Source organism: Pseudomonas sp. (assembly GCF_051660785.1).
GTDB lineage: Bacteria > Pseudomonadota > Gammaproteobacteria > Pseudomonadales > Pseudomonadaceae > Aquipseudomonas.
This window is the reverse complement of the sequence record NZ_JBOFQE010000093.1, coordinates 1-18,584: the sequence shown is the minus strand read 5'-3', so window position 1 is coordinate 18,584 and position 18,584 is coordinate 1. Positions and strand designations below refer to the sequence as shown.

Here is an 18,584-nt window from a genome sequence, read left to right as displayed (position 1 = left end):
TATTTCGTAAAAGCGCGACATTCTGGAGTATGGCTGAATAACTGTCGATGGTTGTTCAAGCAGGACGTAAAAGTCATTGGGAACATGAAAAAAAAGTCATTTTCCGGCGGATGGTAGAGCTTTCACTTCAGGCAAAAAGAACCCCGCCATTGGCGGGGTTCTTTTTCTCATCGCTTATGCCGAAACGGGCACTCAGCTGTGCAGTGTTTCTGCTGCATACAACGTGTTTTCCAGCAAGCAGGCACGCGTCATCGGGCCGACACCGCCCGGTACTGGTGTGATCCAGCCCGCGCGGGGCAGGGCGGTTTCGTAGATCACGTCACCGACCAGCTTGCCGTCTTCCTGGCGGTTGATGCCGACGTCGATTACGATCGCGCCTTTCTTGATCCACTCGCCTTTGACCAGGCCCGGTTTGCCGGCGGCCACGACGACCAGATCTGCACGGCCGACATGGCCGGCCAGGTCCTTGGTGAAGCGGTGGGTGACAGTCACGGTGCAACCGGCGAGCAGCAGTTCCATCGCCATCGGGCGACCAACAATGTTGGAGGCTCCGACGACCACGGCGTCCATCCCGTAAAGGTCAGCACCGGTGCTTTCCAGCAGGGTCATGATGCCTTTGGGCGTGCATGGGCGCAGCAGCGGAATGCGCTGGGCCAGGCGACCGACGTTATAAGGGTGGAAGCCGTCGACGTCTTTGTCCGGACGAATGCGCTCCAGCAACCTGGAGGCGTCCAGGTGTTCAGGTAAAGGAAGCTGAAGCAGAACGCCGTCAATCGCCGGATCGTCGTTCAGGCGATCGATCAGGTCGGTCAGTGCTTCTTGAGTGGTTTCGGAAGGCAGGTCGTAGGCTTGGGAAATGAAGCCGACCTCTTCACAGTCTTTACGCTTGTGCGAGACATAAACCTGAGAGGCAGGATCGCTGCCGACCAGGATCACCGCGAGGCCCGGTGTGCGCAGGCCTAGCTCGCGGCGCTCGGTGACTCGTTTGGCGATCTGCTGGCGCAGGCTGGCGGCGATCGATTTGCCGTCGATTAGTTGTGCAGTCATTGCGCGTGATTAACCATCGAGAGGGGAAAAAAAGAGAACGCATTCTCGCATGTCATGAGGTGAGGGCAAAGGCGCTTGGTCTGCAAATTCCCCTAACCCCTTTAATTAAATGAATTTTTTTTAAAAAGGATTTGACGCCCTACGGGGGGCTCTATACTATTCGTCGCACTTGTCGGGCACAGCCTAGCACTGGTTAAGAAGGTCAAGCGGAATAACGATTCTGCAAGACTGGAAAGCACTTAGTTTGTAGTCCTTCAAGGGTACAGATTAAAAAGGCGCCCGTAGCTCAGCTGGATAGAGCATCCGCCTTCTAAGCGGATGGTCGCAGGTTCGAGTCCTGCCGGGTGCGCCATTAGGCAGCTTTGGCACAAGTAGCGCAATATGGTGGGCGTAGCTCAGTTGGTAGAGCACGGGATTGTGACTCCCGTTGTCGAGGGTTCGATCCCCTTCGTCCACCCCATATTTCGAAAGGCGCCAGATTAACAGTCTGGCGCCTTTGCTTTAACGGCTACACGCGGATGTGGTGGAATTGGTAGACACACTGGATTTAGGTTCCAGCGCCGCGAGGCGTAAGAGTTCGAGTCTCTTCATCCGCACCAAATAAAGCTTCATTCATGCCGGTTGGTCTGGCTGGAGCTCGACGAAGAAGCTGTTTGGCTTCTTTGTTACGCAATATGGTGGGCGTAGCTCAGTTGGTAGAGCACGGGATTGTGACTCCCGTTGTCGTGGGTTCGATCCCCATCGTCCACCCCATATTCCGAAAGGCGCCAGATTTAACAGTCTGGCGCCTTTTTTGTTTCAGGGTTTTGAGTGTTTGGCGGCTGCAGGTTCTGGGTCGCAGGGCAGGGCGTTTCGTCGTATTTATGTATCTCGATGATGCCGCGTTGCCCGCCGGCCTTGTTCGCAAGATCGGCTGTCAGGGAGATGATTGGCAACCTGTTCCATACATGGAAGGGTTGGCGCAGAGCTCTGGCGTGAATGGCTGTATTTGTCACCGGGGCGAGATGCTTTCGCGCATTCGCACCTATAAATTGCCTGCTGCGTTTTTACCCGTTTTCAGTAGGGTGACTTCTTGAGTTTGACCTACTAGAATGCATGCCCTTGATTCTGGGGTCGGAAACGGCCGGCCAACGTCTGTGCAACGAGGAATATCCATGCAAGTTTCTGTTGAAAATACTTCTGCTCTTGAGCGCCGCATGAGCATCACCGTGCCGGCTGAGCGCATCGAGACTCAGGTCAACAAGCGTCTGCAGCAGACCGCCCAAAAAGCCAAGATCGCTGGTTTCCGTCCAGGCAAAGTGCCGATGAGCGAAATCAAGCGCCGTTTTGGTGCTGATGCACGTCAGGAAGCTGTCGGCGACGTCATCCAGTCCTCTTTCTATGAAGCAGTCGTCGAGCAGAAGCTGAACCCGGCTGGCGCTCCTTCGATCGAGCCGAAATCCCTGGAAGCTGGCAAAGACCTCGAATACGTCGCTATTTTCGAAGTGTTCCCTGAGTTCACCGTTGCTGGCTTCGAAGGTATCACCGTAGAGCGCCTGAGCGCTGACGTGGCTGATGCCGATCTGGACAAGATGCTGGACGTGCTGCGCAAGCAGAACACCCGTTTTGAAGTGGCCGATCGCGCCGCTCAGAATGACGACCAGCTGAACATCGATTTCGTCGGCAAGGTTGACGGCGAAGTGTTCGCTGGCGGTTCCGCCAAAGGTACTCAGCTGGTGCTGGGTTCCGGCCGCATGATCCCTGGTTTCGAAGACGGTCTGGTCGGCGCTAAAGCCGGCGAAGAGCGTGTTCTGAACCTGACCTTCCCAGAGGACTACCAGAACCTCGACCTGGCGGGCAAAACCGCTGAGTTCACCGTGACTGTGAACACTGTTTCCGAGCCAAAACTGCCAGAGCTGAACGAAGAGTTCTTCGCTCAATTCGGCATCAAGGAAACCGGTCTGGAAGGCTTCCGCACCGAAGTTCGCAAGAACATGGAGCGCGAGCTGCGTCAGGCAATCAAATCCAAGGTCAAGAATCAGGTAATGGACGGTCTGCTGGCCACCAACCCGATCGAAGTGCCAAAGGCTCTGCTGTCCAACGAAGTTGACCGTCTGCGCGTTCAGGCTGTTCAACAGTTCGGCGGCAACATCAAGCCTGATCAACTGCCGGCCGAGCTGTTCGAAGAGCAAGCCAAGCGCCGCGTTGTGCTGGGTCTGATCGTGGCTGAAGTGGTCAAGCAATTCGACCTCAAGCCTGACGAAGCCCGCGTTCGTGAAATGATTCAGGAAATGGCTTCGGCCTACCAGGAGCCTGAGCAGGTTGTGTCCTGGTACTACAAGAACGACCAGCAACTGAACGAAGTCCGTTCGGTTGTGCTGGAAGAACAAGTTGTGGATACTGTTCTGCAGAAAGCTAGCGTGACCGACAAATCGGTCTCTTACGAAGAAGCGGTCAAGCCGGTAGAAGCTCCACAAGCCGACTGATCGTTTTTGCGGTAAGAAGCACACACCATAAGCCAGCCTTCGTGCTGGCTTATGCGTATTCAAGACATAACTATTTGGGAGTGACTGCAGAGCATGTTCCGTAATTCGTATATTCAGCAGAACTCTGATATCCAGGCCGCAGGCGGCCTGGTCCCGATGGTTGTCGAGCAGTCCGCTCGTGGCGAGCGCGCCTACGATATCTACTCGCGTCTTCTCAAGGAGCGAGTGATCTTTCTGGTTGGCCCGGTAGAGGACTACATGGCTAACCTGATTTGTGCGCAACTGCTGTTCCTTGAAGCGGAAAACCCGGACAAGGACATCCATCTCTATATCAACTCCCCGGGCGGTTCGGTGACGGCAGGCATGTCGATCTACGACACCATGCAGTTCATCAAGCCAAACGTGTCGACCACCTGTATCGGTCAGGCATGCAGCATGGGCGCGTTTCTATTGACCGCTGGTGCCAAAGGCAAGCGTTTCTGCCTGCCGAACTCACGCGTGATGATTCACCAGCCACTGGGCGGTTTCCAGGGGCAGGCGTCGGATATCGAAATCCATGCCAAGGAAATCCTCTTCATTCGTGAACGTCTCAACACGCTGATGGCCAAGCACAGCGGGCGCACGCTTGAAGAGATCGAGCGCGATACCAACCGCGACAATTTCATGAGTGCAGAAGCCGCGCGTGACTACGGGTTGATCGATGAAGTGATCACTCAGCGCCCCGCTTAAAATAAGCAGCTCAAAATAAGGCGGGTCGGCTGGTCCGATCACCAGCGGGCTTGAAAAAGCCCGCAATAGCCTTCATCTTGTGTTGCAAGCCTATCGGATTTGGATCGAACGAATGACTGACACCCGCAACGGCGAGGACAACGGCAAGCTGCTCTATTGCTCCTTCTGTGGCAAAAGCCAGCATGAAGTGCGCAAATTGATTGCCGGCCCCTCGGTCTTTATCTGCGACGAGTGCGTCGACCTGTGCAATGACATCATCCGAGAGGAGGTGCAGGAAGCCCAGGCCGAAAGCAGCGCGCATAAATTGCCTTCGCCTAAAGAAATCAGCGGCATCCTTGATCAGTACGTGATTGGTCAGGAGCGTGCGAAAAAGGTTCTGGCCGTAGCGGTGTACAACCACTACAAGCGTCTGAACCAGCGTGACAAAAAGAATGACGACGTCGAACTCGGCAAAAGCAACATCTTGCTGATCGGCCCGACAGGCTCGGGTAAAACCCTGCTTGCCGAAACACTGGCCCGCTTGCTGAACGTTCCGTTCACCATCGCTGACGCAACCACCCTCACCGAGGCGGGTTACGTGGGTGAAGATGTCGAGAACATCATTCAGAAGCTGCTGCAGAAGTGCGATTACGACGTAGAAAAAGCCCAGATGGGCATTGTCTACATCGATGAGATCGACAAGATTTCGCGCAAGTCTGACAACCCGTCGATCACCCGGGACGTTTCCGGTGAAGGCGTGCAGCAGGCCCTGCTCAAGTTGATCGAAGGCACGGTCGCTTCCGTTCCGCCGCAAGGTGGTCGCAAGCATCCGCAGCAGGAATTCCTTCAGGTCGACACCCGTAACATCCTGTTCATCTGCGGCGGCGCATTCTCCGGTCTGGAAAAGGTTATTCAAAACCGTTCCACCAAGGGCGGCATCGGTTTCAACGCAGAAGTGCGCAGCAAGGAAGAAGGCAAGAAAGTCGGTGAGTCCCTGCGTGAAGTCGAGCCTGACGATCTGGTCAAGTTCGGTCTGATCCCGGAATTCGTCGGTCGTCTGCCGGTTCTTGCCACGCTGGACGAGCTTGATGAGGCTGCGTTGATGCAGATTCTCACCGAGCCGAAAAATGCTCTGACCAAGCAATATGCCAAGCTGTTCGAGATGGAAGGCGTGGACCTGGAATTCCGGGCCGACGCACTGAAATCGGTCGCCAAACGTGCCCTGGAACGCAAGACCGGTGCCCGTGGACTGCGTTCGATTCTCGAAGGTGTATTGCTCGACACTATGTATGAAATCCCCTCGCAGTCCGAGGTGAGTAAAGTAGTGATCGACGAAAGCGTTATAGAAGGCAAGTCCAAGCCACTGTATATCTACGAAAACAGTGAGCCGGCTGCCAAGGCTGCGCCAGACGCTTAAGCGTCAGGCAGCTGGAACAAAGAAGGGGCCTTCGGGCCCCTTTTCTTTTAAAGCATTTTTTAACTCCCTCTTTGTGCTTGTTTTTTTTCAAAGCAGCCCCCATCTTGGTTTCAAGCTTACTTCCATCTGTTTACGGCCATATGGCCGCCGTAGAGGCGAAATCATGAAGACAACCATCGAATTGCCTCTCCTGCCATTGCGTGATGTTGTGGTTTATCCGCACATGGTTATCCCGCTGTTCGTGGGGCGCGAGAAATCCATCGAAGCCCTCGAGGCTGCGATGACGGGCGACAAGCAGATCCTTCTGCTGGCTCAGAGAAACCCTGCTGACGACGATCCCGGTGAAGATGCACTTTATCGCGTAGGTACCATTGCTACCGTTTTGCAGCTGCTGAAGCTGCCTGATGGCACGGTCAAGGTTTTGGTCGAAGGCGAGCAGCGGGGCGCCGTGGAGCGCTTCAGCGAAGTGGACGGCCACTGCCGTGCCGAAGTGTCGCTGATCGACGAAGTCGACGCGCCTGAACGCGAGTCGGAAGTGTTTGTGCGCAGCCTGTTGGCTCAGTTCGAACAATATGTGCAGCTGGGAAAGAAAGTCCCGGCTGAAGTCCTGTCGTCGCTCAACAGCATCGACGAGCCAGGTCGCCTGGTCGACACCATGGCCGCCCACATGGCCCTGAAGATCGAGCAGAAGCAGGAAATCCTCGAAATCATCGATTTGTCGGCCCGGGTCGAACACGTTCTGGCGTTGCTGGATGCCGAGATCGATCTGCTGCAAGTCGAAAAACGCATTCGCGGTCGCGTCAAGAAACAAATGGAGCGCAGTCAGCGCGAGTACTACCTGAATGAGCAGATGAAGGCCATTCAGAAAGAGCTCGGCGACAGCGACGAAGGCCACAACGAAATCGAAGAGCTGAAAAAGCGCATCGATGCCGCCGGCCTGCCGAAAGATGCCTTGGCCAAAGCCCAGGGCGAACTGAACAAGCTGAAACAAATGTCGCCAATGTCCGCGGAAGCGACCGTGGTGCGTTCGTACATCGACTGGCTGGTTCAGGTGCCGTGGAAGGCTCAGAGCAAAGTCCGTCTGGACCTGGCTCGCGCAGAAGACATTCTCGATGCAGACCACTACGGTCTGGAAGAAGTCAAAGAGCGGATCCTCGAATACCTCGCCGTGCAAAAGCGCGTGAAGAAAATTCGCGGTCCGGTGTTGTGCCTGGTCGGTCCTCCGGGGGTGGGTAAAACCTCTTTGGCGGAATCGATCGCTCACGCCACCAACCGTAAATTCGTCCGTATGGCCCTTGGCGGCGTGCGTGATGAAGCGGAAATCCGTGGTCATCGACGGACTTACATCGGTTCGATGCCAGGAAGATTGATTCAAAAGATGACAAAAGTGGGCGTCCGCAACCCGCTGTTCCTGCTCGATGAAATCGACAAAATGGGCAGCGACATGCGTGGCGATCCAGCGTCGGCGTTGCTGGAAGTGCTCGATCCTGAGCAGAACCACAACTTCAACGATCACTATCTGGAAGTCGACTACGACCTGTCCGATGTGATGTTCCTTTGCACCTCCAACTCCATGAATATTCCGCCGGCGCTGCTCGACCGGATGGAAGTGATTCGTCTGCCGGGTTACACCGAAGACGAGAAGATCAACATCGCCGTCAAATACCTTTCGCCCAAGCAGATTACGGCCAACGGCCTGAAGAAAGGCGAGCTGGAATTCGACGCCGAAGCGATTCGCGACATCATCCGCTACTACACCCGTGAAGCCGGTGTGCGTGGGCTGGAGCGCCAGATTGCCAAGGTCTGCCGCAAGGCGGTCAAAGAACACGCACTGGAAAAACGCTTCTCGGTGAAGGTCACGGCCGAAATGCTTGAACACTTCCTGGGTGTGCGCAAATTCCGCTACGGTCTTGCCGAATCTCAGGATCAGATTGGTCAGGTTACCGGGCTGGCATGGACTCAGGTGGGTGGCGAGCTGCTGACTATCGAAGCCGCTGTCGTGCCGGGCAAGGGCCAGTTGATCAAGACCGGTTCGTTGGGCGATGTCATGGTCGAATCGATCACTGCCGCGCTGACCGTTGTCCGCAGCCGTGCGAAAAGCCTGGGGATCCCTCTGGACTTCCACGAGAAGCGTGACACGCATATCCATATGCCCGAAGGGGCTACTCCGAAAGACGGCCCTAGCGCTGGCGTAGGCATGTGCACGGCCCTGGTGTCTGCATTGACCGGGATCCCGGTTCGTGCGGATGTCGCGATGACCGGCGAAATCACCCTGCGTGGTCAGGTGTTGGCGATTGGCGGTTTGAAAGAAAAACTGTTGGCCGCTCACCGTGGCGGGATCAAGACAGTGATCATTCCTGAAGAGAACGTACGCGATCTGAAGGAAATTCCTGACAATATCAAGCAAGATCTGCAGATTAAACCGGTTAAATGGATTGACGAGGTCCTGCAAATTGCGCTGCAATACGCGCCGGAGCCGCTGCCTGATGTGGTTCCAGAGATAGTTGCAAAGGATGAAAAACGCGAGTCTGACTCTAAGGAAAGAATTAGCACGCATTAGTACGCATTTGCCTGAGTGGCTTGTTGACAGCTTTTTAGAGCCCTTGTTATAAAGCGGCTCTTAAGTGTCTGTAGGCCATTCAGCACTCGTTTTTGCTTTCACCAAAAAACTTAGAATCATACTCAAATAGATATAAGGGGACTTAGAGTGAACAAGTCGGAACTGATTGATGCTATCGCTGCATCCGCTGATATCCCGAAAGCTGCTGCTGGCCGTGCGCTGGACGCTGTAATCGAATCCGTCACTGGCGCTCTCAAGGCTGGCGACTCCGTTGTTCTGGTTGGTTTCGGTACCTTCTCCGTTACCGATCGTCCAGCTCGCATTGGTCGTAACCCACAGACCGGTAAGACGCTGGAAATCGCTGCAGCCAAAAAACCAGGTTTCAAAGCCGGTAAAGCACTGAAAGAAGCTGTCAACTAAGTTCGATTCAGGTTTTTGCCTATCCGGGTCGGGGTCATGCCTGACCTGGCAGCGGAGCGGTAGTCCAGTCGGCAAGTTGCCGGTCCGAGACACCGAGGGTCGCAAGTTCGAACCCTCGGTCCGCTCCGCCAGTTACGAGAAGGCGCATCCCCGGATGCGCCTTTCTTCTATCCGGATTCTACCCACGCTCCACGGTTGCCTAATTTTGAAGTTCAACCGTTTCTGGGGGACGCATGCTGCAGAATATCAGGGACAATTCACAAGGCTGGATTGCCAAGACCATTATCGGGGTCATCGTTGCACTGATGGCTTTGACCGGTTTCGACGCCATTTTTCAGGCCACGACCAGTCGTAATGACGCGGCCAAGGTCAACGGTGAAGAAATCAGCCAGAACGAGCTGAGCCAGGCGGTCGATATGCAACGCCGTCAGCTCATGCAACAGCTCGGCAAGGATTTCGATGCTTCCTTGCTCGACGAAAAAATGCTGCGCGAATCGGCCCTCAAAGGCTTGATCGACCGCAAGCTGCTGCTGCAAGGCGCAGAAAAATCGAAATTCGCTTTCTCCGAAGCGGCTTTGGACCAAGTGATCCTGCAAACGCCTGAATTCCAGGTCGACGGCAAGTTCAGTCCTGAGCGTTTCGATCAGGTGATTCGTCAGCTCGGCTACAGCCGCATGCAATTCCGCCAAATGCTGGCTCAGGAAATGCTGATCGGTCAGCTGCGTGCTGGTCTGGCGGGTAGCGGTTTTGTGACCGATGCACAGGTTCTGGCCTTCGCTCGTCTGGAAAAACAGACCCGCGATTTCGCTTCCCTCAACGTCAAGGTTGACCCGGCAGCGGTGAAGGTGACTGATGATGAGGTCAAGGCCTATTACGACGAGCACGCCAAGGAGTTCATGACACCGGATCAGGTCGTCATCGATTACCTCGAATTGAAGAAGTCTTCCTTCTTTGATCAGGTCGCCGTCAAGGACGAAGACCTGCAAGCGGCGTATCAGAAAGAAATCGCCAACCTGTCCGAGCAACGCCGGGCTGCGCACATTCTGATCGAAGTGAACGACAAGGTGACCGAGGCGCAAGCCAAGGCCAAGATCGAAGAAGTTCAGGCGCGTCTGGCCAAAGGCGAGAAATTCGAGGCGTTGGCCAAGGAATTCTCCCAGGATCCAGGTTCGGCGAACAACGGCGGTGACCTGGGCTATGCAGGCCCTGGCGTCTACGATCCTGCATTCGAAACCGCGCTGTATGCGTTGGCCAAGGATCAGGTGTCGGCACCGGTTCGCAGCGATTTCGGTTTCCACCTGATCAAGCTGTTGGGCGTTGAAGCACCAGAAGTTCCGACGCTTGCCAGCCTGAAAGACAAGCTGACCCGCGAGCTGAAAACCCAACAGGTCGAGCAGCGTTTCGTCGAGGCGACCAAGCAACTGGAAGACTCCTCGTTCGAATCTTCCGATCTGGCCCAGCCGGCACAAGACCTGAAGTTGACCGTTCACACCTCCAAGCCGTTTGGCCGTGAGGGTGGCGAAGGTGTTTCGGCCAATCGTGCCGTGGTCACCGCTGCGTTCAGTCCTGAAGTGCTGGATGAAGGTGCCAACAGCACCGCCATCGAGCTGGACCCGGAAACCGTGATCGTGCTGCGCGCCAAGGAACACCTGAAGCCTGCGCAATTGCCACTGGAAAGCGTGAATGCCAGCATTCGTGCGCAGTTGGCCAAGGAGCACGCCAGTGCTGCCGCCAAGACCAAGGCTGATGAGCTGATCGCCAGCCTGCGCGATGGCAAGACCCCGCTGAACAAGGCGATCGACGGTCAGAACTGGAAGGTGACTGAAGGCGCGACCCGCGCTCAGGAAGGGATTGACCCGACTGTGCTGCAAGCGCTGTTCCGTATGCCGAAGCCTGCCGCCAAGGACAAACCGACCTTCAGCAGCGTGACCCTGGCCGATGGCAGCTTGGTGATCGTGCGCCTGAACGGCGTGAACGAAGCCGCAGCGCCGACCGACGAAGAGAAGGCTCAGTACCGTCGCTTCCTCGCCTCGCGCATTGGCCAGCAGGACTTTGCGGCCTACCGCAAGCAGCTCGAAGCGGAAGCGGACATCAAGCGTTTCTGATGCCTGAATGAGTTTCCCGCGACATAAAGACCCCGGCCGAAAGGCCGGGGTTTTTTATGGGCGTGGGGAAAATTGAGAGGTGCTACCCGTCGCCTGGAGGTTTTACCGAACGACTTTTTCCTGTCAAAGGCAGTCATTACACTTGTAACTGTTTCAATACACTAATCGATGCTCCGCTAAGCATCGATCTGTTGCACAATACGCCCCGGATCGTTTTCCTCAGGATGTTCAATGTTTAAATCAATTCCCATGCGTGTTGCCGGGCTGGCGCTGATGCTGGCCACTGCTGCCGGCTGCTCGTCGAAGAAAGCCCCCATCTATGAGCATGAGAACTTCGATGACTCCGGGACGTTTTCGCGCAATTACCCGGTAACGGATGCGCAAACCTGCGAAGCCGCCCGTCGGGCGTTGCTCAGTCAGGGCTACATCATTACCAGCGCCGACCCGAAACTGGTCAGCGGCCACAAGAGCTTCCAGCAGACCGGCGAGACCCACATGGAGATCAGCTTCAGTGTGGTCTGTGCCGACGACGGTAGCGAAGGGCATCATGCGACCATGTTCGCCAACGCCCTGCAGGACCGCTATGCGCTGAAGAAGACCAACAACTCCGCCAGCGTGGGTGTGGGTGTACTGGGTTCGGTGTCGATGCCGATCGGCTCGTCCGACGATTCGATGGTCAAGGTGGCCAGCGAAACCGTCTCGTCAGCCAAGTTCTATGAGCGTTTCTTTGCGCTGGTCGAGTTGTTCCTGCCGGCGGAAGCGAAGAAGGCTGCGCATATTCCCGAGAAACCCAAGACCGACCTGGGCATGCCTGAGGCCAAGGCTGTTCCGGCGTCTTTGGCACCGGCCCCTGCGACGGAACCTGCGCCAGCGCCTGCGCCAGCGCCTGCGGCTGAACCTGCTCCAGCCCCTGCAGCCTCGGAGCCTGTAGCACCGCCGCCTGAAACAGCGCCGATCACCCCGGTTGAAAATCCGGAACCGGCTCCGTCCCCGGAAACCGTTACGCCACCTCCGCAATCCAGCCTGCCGCCACCGAGCGAGCCTATTTCGGCCATGCCTGCGAACCAGTAATCGCACTACATCTCGGGACCGTGTCAGATGACACCGTTCCCGAAATGGCTTCTTGATTGATCCGCGTCAACCCGGGCTGTAGTCCTCCAGCTTCTATCGAAAAAATCCTGTGATAAATGCCTGACCGCCTGCTACGTTTTATAAGTAGCCGTTGAGCGGTATGCCCGCGTCATTTTTCTTTCATGCGGGCACTTTATGCTTAAGGCGTAGGTCATTTATTCAGGCATTTTTTAAACGAGTGGCAGGGGGATTTCACAATGGACGATTATCAAGAAGAGCTGCTCGAGTATCAGGCGTTTGAACTGGACCCGTTGGAGCCAGCGGAAGACGCTACCGAGCTGTAGGCATCACGCGGATTGGCGATGACTGCGGCGAAACTCGCCGGGTGTCTGGCCGTTCCAGCGTTTGAAGGCTCGCTGGAAAGCTTCGGCTGAGGCAAAACCCAGCAGGTAGGCGATTTCACCGAACGCCAGTTCAGTGTCACGAATGTAGGTCATGGCCAGGTCGCGGCGAGTGTCGTTGAGAATGGCTCGAAATTGTGTGCCTTCCTCGGCGAGCTTGCGACGCAAGGTCCACGTCGGCAGCTTCAGGCGTGCCGCCACTTCTTCCAGGTCGGGTTCCCGGCCACCATTGAGCAACGGCCCCAGCAACTGAGTGATGCGTTCACGCAAGCTGCGGGTGCGTGTCAGTTGCTCCAGTTCCCGTTCACAGAGTTGCAGCAAATGTCGCCAGGTACTCGGGCAATGCTCCGGGTTGCGCTGGGCGAGGCTGGCCAGACTCAGGCGCAGTTGATTCTGTTCGGCACCGAACTGAATCGGGCAGTCACCCAGCACCGCATACGCCTCACGGTAATCCGGCTCGCAGAACTCGATCTCGATCCGTTCTGCGCGAAGCGGGGCAGGGCTCACGCTGGATAATTGGTGCAACCACCCGGCGATGATCGAATCCACCACGAAGCGGTTGTAGGCGTTGTAAGGGCTGATGGAATAGAACCGCAGCCATGCGCCCTGAGCGTCTTCATGAAAGCTCGACTGGCCACGATAGTTGGAGCCATACAAGGCTTCAAAGCGAATCAGGCAGCGTGCCGCTTCTCGAACCGTCGGTGCCTGGGCGGCGGTGACCCCCGCCAGCCCGGCCTGACTCAAGCGACTGAGCTGGCCCATGCGCAAACCCAGTGCCGGGTCGTCGGTCAGTTGAATGGCACCATGTCCCAAACGCATGTAGCGCGGGATCGACAGCCGGGCGCCTGCCTCGGCCAGACGCGCTGCATCGAGGCCGTATTGCTCAAGCAGCGGTTGCGGGTCCACGCCATGGCTGCGCACGGCGTCGGCCAGGCTGTGAACAAAGCCCACCGACAGATCCCCAAGGCGCATCGGCAGCGGTTTCATGGTCTACAACCAGAGGTTCAGCAAACGCGCGCCACGGGCGTTGCCGTCGGCGAACTGTTGCCCGTTGTTGCTGAGAAAACTTTGCCCCGCGCTGCCCTTGTCCCAGAACTGACCGCGCAGGAACACGCTCATGCCGGCAATCGCCTGGCTGCTCGGCGGCTGGCCGGTCAGTGTCAGGCGATGCCAGGCCTGGCCTTCGCTGAGCTCACCGGCCTTGAGGCTGACGGAGCCGGGTGTCGACAGCCCCTTGTAACCCCGCCATGGTTTGTCCCAAGTGTCGCGGCCGACCACATAGGCGGGGACCGCCACCAGATGGGCGCCCTGAGCGTCGAGTTTGCGGTAATTGTCCGGGTACCAGCTGTCGCTGCCGATCAGTACGCCCAGGCGTCCGGCCGGGGTGTCGACGACGTTGAGCGTATGCTCGCCATTGGCTTCGATAACGTCTTTTTCAGCGAAGACCGGATGCATCTGGCGTTGCGGCTGGCCGACCGGCCGACCGTCGCGACCAAACACCACGCTGCTGTTATACAAAGCGCCGCGACCGACTTTCAGCGTGCCGTCGATGATGCTTGGCTCGGGCAACACAATCGTACCGGCCACCAGTGTCACGTTGAACGCCTTTGCCAGCCCGCCAAACAATGCCTGATAGTCCTTGGCCATGTCTTTGGCCTTCATCCGCAGGTGAGCGTCGTCGAGACGGCTTTCGCCCTTGGCGCTGATCAGCGCGCGGACGAACTGCAGGGGATTGCTCACCGCCAGCCAGTTCATCGCTTCCTTCAGCGTGGTCGCCTGGTACAGCTCATCTTTCTCGCCGCTGACCATCAGCCAGGTGCCGATGTGTTCAGGCAGCACGACGATGGTCTTTTCATTGAGCAGGCCCTGGTCCTGGGCCTGCTGCAAATAGGCGGCGAGTTTGCGGTGCAGGCGTTCGGGGCTTTGATAGTCGGTGGGGAACAGCTCGGGCTGGATGCCCAGCAGATTGCCGCGGTCGGCGGGTGTGCCTTGATCGACCGCGAGATTGATCCGCAGGTCCGACAGGTAATGACCCACCGGACGGTCCGCGGCCCACATGGCGTAGGTCGTCAGGGCGGCGATCAACGCCATGGAGAAAGTCAGGTACAGAAGTTTGCGCATGGGAAAGCAGTCGACAGCCGTGTGCAGGGTTCGCGACTAGGGTAGGGCCCATACCGGCGCTTGCCAAGGGGCGCTGCACATTTGGATCAATAAGTTGTCAGTTTGGGTCATTGAGTGACAGGGGCGCGACTCTTAGTCTGTCCAGCATGACTGATGGGAGCCGAAGAGCTCCTGCATATTTCCGTGATCGCTCGATGTGGAGTTACAAATGGCCGCCGCTCATTACCCGCACCTGTTGGCCCCGCTGGACCTGGGTTTCACCACGCTGCGCAACCGCACCCTGATGGGTTCGATGCACACCGGTCTGGAGGAAAAGCCTGGTGGCTTCGAACGCATGGCGGCGTACTTCGCCGAGCGTGCTCGCGGCGGTGTCGGCCTGATGGTCACTGGCGGCATTGGCCCGAACGATGAGGGCGGGGTGTATTCCGGCGCGGCCAAACTGACCACCGAGGAAGAAGCGCTCAAGCACCAGATCGTGACCCGTGCGGTGCATGAGGCGGGCGGCAAGATCTGCATGCAGATCCTTCACGCCGGCCGTTATGCCTACAGCCCGAAACAGGTTGCGCCGAGTGCCATTCAGGCACCGATCAACCCGTTCAAGCCTAAAGAGCTGGACGAGGAAGGCATCGAGAAACAAATCAGCGATTTTGTCACCTGCTCGACCCTGGCGCAAAAAGCCGAGTACGACGGCGTCGAGATCATGGGCTCGGAAGGTTATTTCATTAACCAGTTCCTCGCCGCACACACCAACCATCGCACCGACCGTTGGGGCGGCAGCTACGAAAACCGGATGCGCCTGCCGGTGGAAATCGTCCGCCGTGTACGCGAAGCGGTCGGCCCGAACTTCATCATCATCTTCCGCCTGTCGATGCTCGACCTGGTGGAAGGCGGCAGCACCTGGGAAGAAATCGTGACCCTGGCCAAGGCCATCGAGCAGGCCGGCGCGACCATCATCAACACCGGCATCGGCTGGCACGAAGCGCGGATTCCAACCATCGCCACCAAGGTGCCGCGTGCGGCGTTCAGTAAGGTCACGGCCAAGTTGCGTGGCTCGGTGAACATTCCGCTGATCACCACCAACCGTATCAACACTCCGGAAGTGGCCGAGCAGATTCTGGCTGAAGGCGACGCCGACATGGTGTCCATGGCGCGGCCGTTCCTCGCCGATCCGGACTTCGTCAACAAGGCGGCCGCTGGCCGTGGCGATGAAATAAACACCTGCATCGGTTGCAACCAGGCGTGCCTGGACCACACCTTCGGCGGCAAGTTGACCAGTTGCCTGGTGAACCCGCGTGCGTGCCATGAAACCGAGCTCAACTACCTGCCGGTGCAGCAGATCAAGAAAATCGCCGTGGTCGGTGCCGGTCCTGCGGGTTTGTCCGCGGCCACTGTGGCGGCGGAGCGTGGGCATTCGGTGACGCTGTTTGATTCGGCCAGCGAGATTGGCGGTCAGTTCAACATTGCCAAGCGTGTACCGGGCAAGGAAGAGTTCTTCGAAACCCTGCGCTATTTCAACCGCAAGTTGCAGACGACCAACGTCGAGGTGTGCCTGAACACCCGTGTCGATGTGGCGAAACTGGTGGAGGGCGGTTACGACGAAATCATCCTGGCCACCGGCATTGCCCCAAGAACGCCGGCGATTCCCGGCGTGGAAAACGCCAAAGTGTTGAGCTACCTGGACGTGATCCTTGAGCGTAAACCGGTCGGCAAACGCGTCGCGGTGATTGGCGCGGGCGGTATCGGTTTCGACGTGTCGGAATTCCTCGTTCACCAGGGCGTGGCCACCAGTCAGGACCGCGAAGCATTCTGGAAGGAGTGGGGCATTGATACGCACCTGGAAGCGCGCGGTGGTGTTGCCGGCATCAAGGCTGAGCCTCATGCACCGGCTCGGGAAGTGTTCCTGTTGCAACGCAAGAAATCCAAGGTTGGCGACGGGCTGGGCAAGACCACGGGCTGGATTCACCGGACCGGTCTGAAGAACAAGCAGGTGCAGATGCTCAACAGCGTCGAATACCTGAAGATCGACGACGAAGGCCTGCACATCCGCATCGGCGAAACCGGCGAGCCGCAGGTGCTGGCGGTGGACAACATTGTGATCTGCGCCGGGCAGGATCCGCTGCGTGAATTGCAGGACGGGTTAGTGGCTGCAGGGCAGAACGTGCATTTGATTGGCGGCGCGGACGTGGCGGCGGAGCTGGATGCCAAGCGGGCGATCAATCAGGGGTCGCGGTTGGCTGCTGAGTTGTAATCTGCAGGTCGAGCGTGCCAATGGCTATCGCGAGCAGGCTCGCTCCCACAGTGGATCTTCAGTGCGGCATAGATCCAGTGTGGGAGCGAGCCTGCTCGCGATGGCTGCCTATGAGCGACTAGAATGCCGGACCTTTCCGAGCACAATCAGACGCCCATGCTTCTCCCTCCCAACCACTGGCTCCCTCAAGCCCCGCTCCAACCCCTGCACCTCGACTGGCTCACCTCAGCCAATATCGAAGTCGCCATCCTGCGCCTCGACCAGATCGACCCACTGATCAGCGGCAACAAGTGGTTCAAGCTCATCGAACATCTTAAAGCCGCAGACCAGATCGGCGCCCAAGGCATCATCAGCCTCGGCGGAGCGCATTCCAATCACCTGCACGCACTGGCCGCCGCCGGCAACCGGTTCGGTTTCAAAACGGTTGGCCTGCTGCGCGGTCATCCGCAAGAAACGCCGACGGTAATGGACTTGCAAGCGTTCGGCATGCAGCTGCACTGGTTGGGTTATGGCGGGTATCGCGCGCGGCATGAACCGGGTTTCTGGCAGCCATGGCAGGCGCAGTATCCCGACCTGCATCCGGTGCCCGAAGGGGGCGGCGGTCTGCCGGGTGCGCAGGGTTGCATGCAGTTGAAGGCAATGGTCCTCGATCAACTGGGCAACCTCGGTTGGAGCGATTACGACGGTTGGTGGCTGGCCTGCGGAACGGGCACGACCCTGGCCGGCCTGGTGCTGGCCGAGGCGGGGGAGCATCCGGTATATGGCGCGCTTGCAGTGCCCGACGATCATGGTGTGGCGCAGCAGGTCGAATCGATTGTACGAGAGGCGGGTGTGAAGGAAACGGCTTATGAGCTGCTCGACGCCAGCCGTGGCGGCTTTGCCAAAGTCGATCCGCAGTTACTCGACTTCATCGACCAGACCGAGCAAGTCACAGGTATTCCGCTTGAACCGCTGTACACCGGCAAAGCACTGCTGATGCTCAAGCAGCATGTCGAAGCTGGAAAATTTGAAAAGGGCACGCGGCTGATTTTCATCCACTCCGGCGGCTTGCAGGGCTGTCGGGGGTTCACCTCAACACTGTAAAAGTTACCGAATGCTTTTGTGGCGAGGGAGCTTGCTCCCGCTCGACTGCGCAGCAGGCGCAAAACCATTGAACGCGCTGTGCCAGAGCGGATGCGGTCGCAGGTATTGGGGCTGCTTCGCAGCCCAGCGGGAGCAAGCTCCCTCGCCACAGGGATCGGTGTTTTTCAGCCGCGCTTGGGCATCATCCGCAGCAGTGTGTTATCGCCCACGACATAGTGGTGATAAATCCCCGCCACCGCGTGCAGGCCGATCAGCCAATAGCCGAGGGTGCCGCCCAACACATGCCAGCCCTCGATTTGCCTGGCCAGCGCCTTGTCCTCCGAGACCAGCAACGGCAGGTCAAAGCCATAGAACATCACCTGATGTCCCTTGGCGCTGGTCACCAGCCATCCGAGAATCGGCATCGCGATCATGAATAGGTACAAGGCCCAATGCATCAACCTGGCAAGCGTGGTCTGCCAGCGAGGCGAAGCCGGGAAAATCTGCGGCGCGGGGCCCAGGCTGCGCGCGAACAGCCGCAGCCAGACCAATACGAACACCGTCAAGCCGAGCATGAAGTGCGATTCGGTGATCAGCGTCCGGCCACCGCTGCCCTTGGGGAAGATCCCGCGAAACTCGATACAGGCGTAAACCAGCGCCAGCAGAACCAGCATCAACCAGTGCAGCGTGATCGACACGGTGCTGTAGCGTGAGTCGGAATTCTTCCACGGCATACGGTGTTCCTCACAGGTCGGCCACCGTTCTTGGTCGACGGTGTTCCTTAACTGTAAGCCTGATTCGATAGGTCTGCCTGATCCAGGTAATGGTTCAATGCGCTGGTTCAGGCAACAGACAGAAAAAAGCACCGCAGTCCTCTGTAGGAGCGAGGCTTGCCCGCGAAGGCGTCCTGCCATCCGACATCCCTGTTGAATGTTCAGACGTCTTCGCGGGCAAGCCTC

General features: G+C 57.7%; 13 protein-coding genes and 4 tRNA genes. 13 read left to right on the top strand and 4 right to left on the bottom strand.

All coding sequences use genetic code 11. The annotated features are described in order from the left end of the window. Positions 1-192 precede the first annotated feature (192 nt). Positions 193-1,047 (bottom strand): bifunctional methylenetetrahydrofolate dehydrogenase/methenyltetrahydrofolate cyclohydrolase FolD, encoded by an 855-nt coding sequence (gene folD / locus ACRC4F_RS26970; RefSeq protein WP_438662091.1) that lies wholly within the window; start codon positions 1,045-1,047, stop codon positions 193-195. A gap of 275 nt (positions 1,048-1,322) precedes the next feature. Here folD and ACRC4F_RS26965 point away from each other — a divergent pair. The 11 genes from ACRC4F_RS26965 (at position 1,323) to ACRC4F_RS26915 (ending at position 11,793) form a co-directional block, all read left to right on the top strand. Continuing rightward, positions 1,323-1,399, top strand: a tRNA-Arg gene (locus ACRC4F_RS26965). Positions 1,400-1,431: 32 nt separating this feature from the next. Beyond that, a tRNA-His gene (locus ACRC4F_RS26960) sits at positions 1,432-1,507 on the top strand. A gap of 54 nt (positions 1,508-1,561) precedes the next feature. After that, positions 1,562-1,646 (top strand) — tRNA-Leu (locus ACRC4F_RS26955). 78 nt (positions 1,647-1,724) lie between these two features. Continuing rightward, a tRNA-His gene (locus ACRC4F_RS26950) sits at positions 1,725-1,800 on the top strand. A 401-nt stretch (positions 1,801-2,201) separates the two neighbouring features. Next, positions 2,202-3,512, top strand: coding sequence for a trigger factor (gene tig, locus ACRC4F_RS26945; protein WP_150653066.1), 1,311 nt, complete (start codon positions 2,202-2,204; stop codon positions 3,510-3,512). 93 nt (positions 3,513-3,605) lie between these two features. Continuing rightward, complete coding sequence (clpP, locus tag ACRC4F_RS26940; RefSeq protein WP_438662090.1) at positions 3,606-4,241, top strand: ATP-dependent Clp endopeptidase proteolytic subunit ClpP; 636 nt, start codon at positions 3,606-3,608, stop codon at positions 4,239-4,241. 112 nt (positions 4,242-4,353) lie between these two features. Further along, positions 4,354-5,637 (top strand): ATP-dependent Clp protease ATP-binding subunit ClpX, encoded by a 1,284-nt coding sequence (gene clpX / locus ACRC4F_RS26935; RefSeq protein ID WP_007946893.1) that lies wholly within the window; start codon positions 4,354-4,356, stop codon positions 5,635-5,637. 163 nt (positions 5,638-5,800) lie between these two features. Next, on the top strand, positions 5,801-8,197 hold the full coding sequence (lon, locus tag ACRC4F_RS26930; protein WP_010458711.1) for an endopeptidase La: 2,397 nt from the start codon (positions 5,801-5,803) through the stop codon (positions 8,195-8,197). A gap of 147 nt (positions 8,198-8,344) precedes the next feature. Beyond that, positions 8,345-8,617 carry an HU family DNA-binding protein gene (locus tag ACRC4F_RS26925; RefSeq protein WP_002552737.1) on the top strand — a complete coding sequence of 91 codons (273 nt, stop codon included), beginning with the start codon at positions 8,345-8,347 and terminating at the stop codon, positions 8,615-8,617. 233 nt (positions 8,618-8,850) lie between these two features. Further along, entirely contained in the window at positions 8,851-10,722 is a 1,872-nt protein-coding gene (locus ACRC4F_RS26920; RefSeq protein WP_438662089.1) for a SurA N-terminal domain-containing protein, read from the top strand. A 231-nt stretch (positions 10,723-10,953) separates the two neighbouring features. Then, entirely contained in the window at positions 10,954-11,793 is an 840-nt protein-coding gene (locus ACRC4F_RS26915) for a DUF2242 domain-containing protein (RefSeq protein WP_438662088.1), read from the top strand. Positions 11,794-12,140: 347 nt separating this feature from the next. On the opposite strand, the gene ACRC4F_RS26910 is transcribed toward ACRC4F_RS26915, so the two are convergent. Together ACRC4F_RS26910 and ACRC4F_RS26905 are read right to left on the bottom strand one after the other, a co-directional pair. Next, on the bottom strand, positions 12,141-13,181 hold the full coding sequence (locus tag ACRC4F_RS26910; RefSeq protein WP_438662087.1) for an AraC family transcriptional regulator: 1,041 nt from the start codon (positions 13,179-13,181) through the stop codon (positions 12,141-12,143). 3 nt (positions 13,182-13,184) lie between these two features. Beyond that, positions 13,185-14,315 (bottom strand): carbon-nitrogen hydrolase family protein, encoded by a 1,131-nt coding sequence (locus tag ACRC4F_RS26905; protein ID WP_438662086.1) that lies wholly within the window; start codon positions 14,313-14,315, stop codon positions 13,185-13,187. 208 nt (positions 14,316-14,523) lie between these two features. Between ACRC4F_RS26905 and ACRC4F_RS26900 the strand changes: the two genes are divergently transcribed. Continuing rightward, the gene (locus ACRC4F_RS26900) at positions 14,524-16,563 is read left to right on the top strand and encodes an oxidoreductase (protein ID WP_438662085.1); all 2,040 of its coding nucleotides are present in this window, start codon (positions 14,524-14,526) and stop codon (positions 16,561-16,563) included. A 156-nt stretch (positions 16,564-16,719) separates the two neighbouring features. Further along, positions 16,720-17,646, top strand: a complete 927-nt coding sequence (locus ACRC4F_RS26895; RefSeq protein ID WP_438662084.1) for a 1-aminocyclopropane-1-carboxylate deaminase/D-cysteine desulfhydrase — start codon at positions 16,720-16,722, stop codon at positions 17,644-17,646. A gap of 164 nt (positions 17,647-17,810) precedes the next feature. On the opposite strand, the gene ACRC4F_RS26890 is transcribed toward ACRC4F_RS26895, so the two are convergent. Further along, a complete protein-coding gene (locus ACRC4F_RS26890) occupies positions 17,811-18,359 on the bottom strand; it encodes a cytochrome b (protein WP_438662083.1) in 549 nt (182 codons plus the stop codon). Positions 18,360-18,584 lie beyond the last annotated feature (225 nt).

Bases quoted from the DNA above. Each gene is read 5' to 3' on its own strand.
- ACRC4F_RS26900 (WP_438662085.1), top strand. From the start codon at position 14,524: ATGGCCGCCGCTCATTACCCGCACCTGTTGGCCCCGCTGGACCTGGGT.
- clpP (WP_438662090.1), top strand. From the start codon at position 3,606: ATGTTCCGTAATTCGTATATTCAGCAGAACTCTGATATCCAGGCCGCA.
- ACRC4F_RS26920 (WP_438662089.1), top strand. From the start codon at position 8,851: ATGCTGCAGAATATCAGGGACAATTCACAAGGCTGGATTGCCAAGACC.
- ACRC4F_RS26915 (WP_438662088.1), top strand. From the start codon at position 10,954: ATGTTTAAATCAATTCCCATGCGTGTTGCCGGGCTGGCGCTGATGCTG.
- folD (WP_438662091.1), bottom strand. From the start codon at position 1,047: ATGACTGCACAACTAATCGACGGCAAATCGATCGCCGCCAGCCTGCGC.
- ACRC4F_RS26890 (WP_438662083.1), bottom strand. From the start codon at position 18,359: ATGCCGTGGAAGAATTCCGACTCACGCTACAGCACCGTGTCGATCACG.
- lon (WP_010458711.1), top strand. From the start codon at position 5,801: ATGAAGACAACCATCGAATTGCCTCTCCTGCCATTGCGTGATGTTGTG.
- ACRC4F_RS26895 (WP_438662084.1), top strand. From the start codon at position 16,720: ATGCTTCTCCCTCCCAACCACTGGCTCCCTCAAGCCCCGCTCCAACCC.
- clpX (WP_007946893.1), top strand. From the start codon at position 4,354: ATGACTGACACCCGCAACGGCGAGGACAACGGCAAGCTGCTCTATTGC.
- tig (WP_150653066.1), top strand. From the start codon at position 2,202: ATGCAAGTTTCTGTTGAAAATACTTCTGCTCTTGAGCGCCGCATGAGC.
- ACRC4F_RS26910 (WP_438662087.1), bottom strand. From the start codon at position 13,181: ATGAAACCGCTGCCGATGCGCCTTGGGGATCTGTCGGTGGGCTTTGTT.
- ACRC4F_RS26905 (WP_438662086.1), bottom strand. From the start codon at position 14,315: ATGCGCAAACTTCTGTACCTGACTTTCTCCATGGCGTTGATCGCCGCC.